The sequence below is a fragment of the Pseudomonas brassicae genome (genome assembly GCF_010671725.1).
Lineage (GTDB): Bacteria > Pseudomonadota > Gammaproteobacteria > Pseudomonadales > Pseudomonadaceae > Aquipseudomonas > Aquipseudomonas brassicae.
Genome location: NZ_JAAHBU010000129.1, coordinates 1 through 3,984 on the forward strand (window position 1 = coordinate 1; position 3,984 = coordinate 3,984).

1 pseudogene is annotated in these 3,984 nt (G+C 65.7%); it reads left to right on the plus strand.

Annotation, left to right across the window (positions count from 1 at the left end):
• Positions 1-3,811: pseudogene (gene putA / locus G3436_RS10705) on the plus strand (trifunctional transcriptional regulator/proline dehydrogenase/L-glutamate gamma-semialdehyde dehydrogenase); the annotation flags it as partial.
• Positions 3,812-3,984 lie beyond the last annotated feature (173 nt).

Below are 3,984 nucleotides of genomic sequence, written 5' to 3' on the forward strand. Positions count from 1 at the left end.
GCGCCACCTGACCGAACTCAGCGGTCAGCCTGGCAATCATGCCGACGATGCCGGCGATGTGCAGGCCGATCATGCGCACCAGTGCTTCCTGGAGTTTGCCGAGAGCATCCTGCCGCAATCGGTACTGCGCGCTTCGATCACCGCCGCCTACCGCCGCCCCGAGCCCGAAGTGGTGCCCATGCTGCTGGAGCAGGCACGCCTGCCGGCCGCCATGGCCGAAGCCACCAACAAGCTGGCTGCCGGCATTGCCGAAAAACTGCGCAACCAGAAGAGCGCCGGCGGCCGTGCCGGTATCGTCCAGGGCCTGCTGCAGGAGTTCTCGCTGTCGTCCCAGGAAGGCGTGGCGCTGATGTGCCTGGCCGAAGCGCTGCTGCGCATTCCCGACAAGGCACCCGCGACGCGCTGATCCGCGACAAGATCAGCACTGGCAACTGGCAGCCGCACCTGGGCAACAGCCCATCGCTGTTCGTCAACGCCGCTACCTGGGGCCTGCTGCTGACCGGCAAGCTGGTGTCCACGCACAACGAATCCGGCCTGACCTCCTCGCTCAGCCGCATCATCGGCAAGAGCGGCGAGCCGATGATCCGCAAGGGCGTCGACATGGCCATGCGCCTGATGGGCGAGCAGTTCGTCACCGGCGAAACCATTGCCGAAGCGCTGGCCAACGCCAGCAAGTTCGAAGCCAAGGGCTTCCGCTACTCCTACGACATGCTCGGTGAAGCCGCCCTCACCGAGCACGATGCGCAGAAATACCTGGCCTCCTACGAGCAGGCGATCCATTCGATCGGCAAAGCCTCGCACGGCCGTGGCATCTATGAAGGCCCGGGCATCTCGATCAAGCTCTCGGCCCTGCACCCGCGCTACAGCCGCGCCCAGTACGAGCGCGTGATGGACGAGCTGTACCCGCGCCTGCTGTCGCTGACCCTGCTGGCCAAGCAGTACGACATCGGCCTGAACATCGACGCCGAAGAAGCCGACCGCCTGGAGCTGTCGCTGGACCTGCTCGAGCGCCTGTGCTTCGAGCCGCAGCTGACCGGCTGGAACGGTATCGGCTTCGTCATCCAGGCCTACCAGAAGCGTTGCCCGTACGTGATCGACTACGTCATCGACCTGGCCCGCCGCAGCCGTCACCGCCTGATGATCCGCCTGGTAAAAGGCGCGTACTGGGACAGCGAGATCAAGCGCGCCCAGGTCGAAGGCCTGGAAGGCTACCCGGTGTACACCCGCAAGGTGTACACGACGTGTCCTACATAGCCTGCGCCCGCAAGCTGCTGTCGGTGCCAGAAGTCATCTACCCGCAGTTCGCCACGCACAACGCCCACACCCTGTCGGCCATCTACCATATCGCCGGGCAGAACTACTACCCGGGCCAGTACGAGTTCCAATGCCTGCACGGCATGGGCGAACCGCTGTACGAGCAAGTGGTGGGCAAGGTTGCCGACGGCAAGCTGAACCGTCCGTGCCGCGTCTACGCCCCGGTCGGCACCCATGAAACGCTGCTGGCCTACCTGGTGCGCCGCCTGCTGGAAAACGGCGCCAACACCTCGTTCGTCAACCGCATCGCCGACCAGTCGATCTCGATCCAGGAACTGGTGGCCGACCCGGTCGCGACCATCGAGCGCATGGCCACCCAGGAAGGCGGCTTCGGCCTGCCGCACCCGCGCATTGCGTTGCCGCGTGACCTGTACGGTGCCGAGCGTGCCAACTCCAGCGGCATCGACATGGCCAACGAACACCGCCTGGCCTCCTTGTCCTGCGCCTTGCTGGCCACCGCGCACAACGACTGGAAAGCCGTGCCGATGCTCGGTTGCGCCTCCAGCAACGAAGCCGCGGCAGCGGTGCTCAACCCGTCGACCACCGTGACGTGGTCGGCCACGTGCAGGAAGCCACCGTCGAAGACGCCGACAATGCCATCCAGTGCGCGCTCAATGCGGCCCCGATCTGGCAGGCCACCCCGCCGGCCGAACGCGCGGCGATCCTGGAGCGTGCCGCCGACCTGATGGAAGGCGAGATCCAGCCACTGATGGGCCTGCTGGCCCGCGAAGCCGGCAAGACCTACGCCAACGCCATTGCCGAGGTGCGTGAAGCGGTCGACTTCCTGCGTTACTACGCGGTGCAGGCACGCAACGACTTCAGCAACGACGCCCACCGCCCATTGGGCCCGGTGGTGTGCATCAGCCCGTGGAACTTCCCGCTGGCGATCTTCAGTGGCCAGGTGGCGGCGGCACTCGCTGCCGGCAACCCGGTACTGGCCAAGCCGGCCGAACAGACCCCGCTGGTAGCGGCCCAGGCCGTGCGCCTGCTGCTCGAAGCCGGCATCCCGCAAGGCGTGGTGCAACTGCTGCCGGGCCGCGGTGAAACCGTGGGTGCACGCCTGGTGGGTGATGATCGCGTCAAGGGCGTGATGTTCACCGGCTCCACCGAAGTGGCGCGCCTGCTGCAGCGCAACATTGCCGGTCGCCTGGACAGCCAGGGCCGTCCGATCCCGCTGATCGCCGAGACCGGCGGCCAGAACGCCATGATCGTCGATTCTTCGGCGCTGACCGAGCAAGTGGTCATCGACGTGGTCTCCTCCGCCTTCGACAGCGCCGGCCAGCGTTGCTCGGCACTGCGCGTGCTGTGCCTGCAGGAAGACTCGGCCGACCGCGTGATCGAAATGCTCAAGGGTGCCATGGCCGAAAGCCGCCTGGGCAACCCCGAGCGCCTGAGCGTGGACATTGGCCCGGTGATCGACGCCGAAGCCAAGGCCGGTATCGAGAAACACATCCAGGGCATGCGTGACAAAGGTCGCACCGTGTACCAGGTGGCCATTGCCGACGGTGAAGAGATCAAGCGTGGCACCTTCGTGATGCCGACGCTGATCGAACTGGAGAGCTTCGACGAGCTGCAACGCGAGATCTTCGGCCCGGTGCTGCACGTGGTGCGTTACAACCGCAAGAACCTCGACCAGTTGATCGAACAGATCAATGCCTCGGGTTACGGCCTGACCCTGGGCGTGCACACCCGCATCGACGAGACCATCGCCAAGGTGATCGACAACGTCAATGCTGGCAACGTCTACGTCAACCGCAACATCGTGGGTGCGGTGGTTGGCGTGCAGCCGTTTGGTGGCGAAGGCCTGTCGGGCACTGGCCCGAAAGCCGGTGGCCCGCTGTACCTGTACCGCTTGCTGTCGACGCGCCCGGCCGATGCCATCGAGCAGTCGTTCCAGCGTACCGACGGCGGCGCGGCGCCGGATGTGCGCCTGCGCGAGCAGTTGCTCAAGCCACTGCAGTCGTTCAAGGCCTGGGCGGCCAGCAACCAGCAGGCTGAGCTGGTGCAGGTGTGCGAGCAGTTCGCGCAGCAGTCGCAAAGCGGCGTGACCCGCCTGCTCAACGGCCCGACGGGCGAGCGCAACAGCTACAGCATCCTGCCGCGCGAGCACGTGCTGTGCCTGGCCGAGTCGGAGACTGATCTGCTGATCCAACTGGCGGCGGTATTGGCGGTGGGCAGTTCGGCGGTATTCGTTGACGGCGAGCCGGGCAAGGCCTTGCGGGCTCGCTTGCCCAAGGAGCTGCAGGCACGCATCAAGCTGGTGAGCGACTGGGCGAAGGACGAGGTGGTGTTCGACGCGGTGCTGCACCACGGCCATTCGGACCAGTTGCGCGCCGTGTGCGAGCAGGTGGCCAAGCGTGCGGGTGCGATCGTAGGGGTGCAGGGGCTGTCGTCGGGTGAAACCGCGATTGCGCTGGAGCGCCTGGTGATCGAGCGTGCGTTGAGCGTGAACACCGCGGCGGCGGGGGGCAATGCCAGCCTGATGACCATCGGCTGACACCGAGGCGTTGCCAATCGCGGGTCAAGCCCGCTCCTACAGGATTGATAGTGATCCTTGTGGGAGCGGGCTTGGCCCGCTTTTTTTTTGGGATACCTTGCCGGCCCCACCCAAATCTCAAGCCGAACAAACAAGGCTGACAACGCCGAAACAACAGGCCATGGTACGTTGCA